1 protein-coding gene and 1 tRNA gene are annotated in these 2,468 nt (G+C 73.3%); both read right to left on the reverse strand.

What is annotated here, in order from left to right; translation table 11 throughout:
* Window positions 1–50 precede the first annotated feature (50 nt).
* Window positions 51–124, reverse strand: a tRNA-Met gene (locus ACFW2E_RS17535).
* 225 nt (window positions 125–349) lie between these two features.
* Window positions 350–2,218 carry a sel1 repeat family protein gene (locus ACFW2E_RS17540; protein ID WP_384467293.1) on the reverse strand — a complete coding sequence of 623 codons (1,869 nt, stop codon included), beginning with the start codon at window positions 2,216–2,218 and terminating at the stop codon, window positions 350–352.
* Window positions 2,219–2,468: the final 250 nt, after the last annotated feature.

Genomic DNA, 2,468 nt, shown 5'->3' on the forward strand with positions numbered 1-2,468 from the left:
AAAAACGCCTCCGCGCCGTTATATCACGCCCGGGCCCTTCGGGCCTTCAGTAGCGGGGACAGGATTTGAACCTGCGACCTCTGGGTTATGAGCCCAGCGAGCTACCGAGCTGCTCCACCCCGCGTCGGTGAACGCAACACTACGTCAAGGACGCGGAGCGAGGCAAATCGCTTGTCGGGGGGTGGGGGCAGGGCCGGCAGGAGGCTGGGAACGGAGTGCCCGCCGGGCATTCGGGGACCTCCCGGAGGGGCAGGCCGGGCGCCCGGGGCGGAGCCCCGGGACAGGACTTCTCAGCCGGCCGAGTCGGTTGGGCGGGTGGGCAAGGAACCCGCCCGAGCCCAGCGCAGCGTCACGCCGACAGTTCCTCCCGCAAAGCGTCCGACAACCGGGACGCCCGCTCCGCGACCTCCTCCGGCCCGAGCGACACCGCCCTGTCGGCCCACCGCTGCCCTTCCGCCAGCTCGCCACGACGCGCGTAGACCAGGGCCAGCCGAAGCGCCGCCCGTCCGTGCCCGGCGTCAGCGGCCCGCGCCCACCACACGGCCGCCTCCGGCTCGCTTCCCTCCCGCGCCAGCAGCAGCCCGAGATTGAACGCCCCGTTCCGGGACCCGGCCTCGGCGGCCTCCCGGTACCACCGCGCCGCCTCCACGACATCACCGCGCGCCGCAGCCAGCATCCCGACCCGCACCTGCGCCCGCCGATGCCCCTGGGAAGCCGCCCGCTCGTACCACTCCTCGCACTCGGTCTTCTCGTGCGCCGACTCGCCGAGCTCATGCGTGGCCGCAGCAGGCCGTCGCGCGTCCAGCACGGCGGCCAGCCGGTACGCCGCCTCGGCGCTCCCCCCGCCGGCCGCGCACCGAAGATGCCGCTCCGCCTCCTGCTCGTCCCCCTCCCGAAGCCGCGCCATACCGACCTGCAACGCCGCCTCCGTGTGCCCGGCGGCGGCCGCCCGCTCGTACCACCGCAGCGCGGCCAGGGCATCCTCCTCGGTGCCCCGCCCGGCGTACAGGATCCCCAGGTTGAACGCGGCGTCCACGCTCCCTGCCTCCGCCGCCTTGGAGAACCACGGCTCGGCCCCGGTCGCGTCGCCTCCCTGCAGCAGCAGGATGGCGAGGGCGTTCGCCGCCTCACGGTGCCCGGCGTACGCGGCCCGCCGGTACCACTGCTCGGCCTGCCCGGTCCGCCCCTGCTCGGCGCAGAGCAGCCCGAGGTTGTACGCCCCGTTGTCGTCCCCGGCGTCCATCGCCGCGCGGTACCACCGCTCGGCGGTCTGCGTCTCCCCGCGCTCCGCGTGCAGCGCGCCGAGCGCGTTGGCCGCGTTGCCGTCTCCGTCCTGCGCGGCCCGGAGCCACCACACGGCCGCGCTCTCGGTGTCCCCGGCGTCGCGCAGCAGGAACCCGAGCGCGCACGCCGCTCGCGCCTCGCCGTCCTTCGCGGAGGTCAGGTACCAGCGCCCGGCCTCTTTGAGGTCGCCCCGCCGCTCCAGAATCGCTCCCAGATGCAGCGCCGCGCGCCGGTGCCCGCGCGCGGCGGCCTGCCGGTACCACTGCTCGGCCTCGTCCAGGAAGACGGACGCGACACCGTTGTCAGACGCGCCGTCTCCCTCCGCCCCGGCCTTGCGATCAAGCGCGCGGGCGAGCCGGTACGCCGCCTCACGGTGCCCCCGCTCCGCCGCGGCCCGCATCCACTGGTCGGCCCCGGCGGCCCCGCGGTGCTCCAGCAGGTCGGCGAGCGCGTACGCGCCCAGCGCGTGGCCCTGCTCGGCGGACTGGCGCAGCCAGTACTCGGCGGCAGGCTCGTCTCCCCGCTCACGGTGGTGCCGGCCCAACGCGTGCGCGGCGGCCGCGGAACCGGCGACGGCGGCGATCCGCCACCATCCGGCGGCCTCCTCCGAATAACCGCGCTGATGCAACAGGACACCCAGGTTGTTGGCGGCGGCCCGGTCCCCGGCGGCGGTGGCGGCACGCAGATGGGGCTCGGCTCCGTCGAGATCGCCACGGCGCAGCAGCATGGCCCCGAGGACGCTCATCGCCTCGACGTCACCCGCCTCCACGGCGAGCCTCTGACGCGCCTCCTCGGCGGCCTCGCCGGCCTCGTCCCGGCCGGAAGGCTGCGCACACTCGGAAGGCTCCACGTAGTCAGAAGGCTGCGCATGGTCGGAATTCTGCGCAAAACGCCCTGTCTCCAACAGAGTTGCCTTGTCCCCCATAACGTCCATCGTCGCACCACCTGCAACCTCGGTACACCCGGTATACCGCAGTCCGGGAGGTCACTTCAGCGTTTTGTCGACATGCCCACAGAGAGACAAGTCAAACACAGGAGTGCCAACTCCCCACGGCGGCACGGCGACGTCATTGACCGGCACATGCGTTCGCACACCACGAAGGGGGCGGGGGCGGGTGGGTTGGGGGCGACGCGGTTGTTCTGGGTGGGCGGGGGTTTTTAATAGCTCACAGTGGGTTGTTTTG

It is taken from the genome of Streptomyces sp. NPDC058964 (assembly GCF_042741275.1).
Lineage (GTDB): Bacteria > Actinomycetota > Actinomycetes > Streptomycetales > Streptomycetaceae > Streptomyces.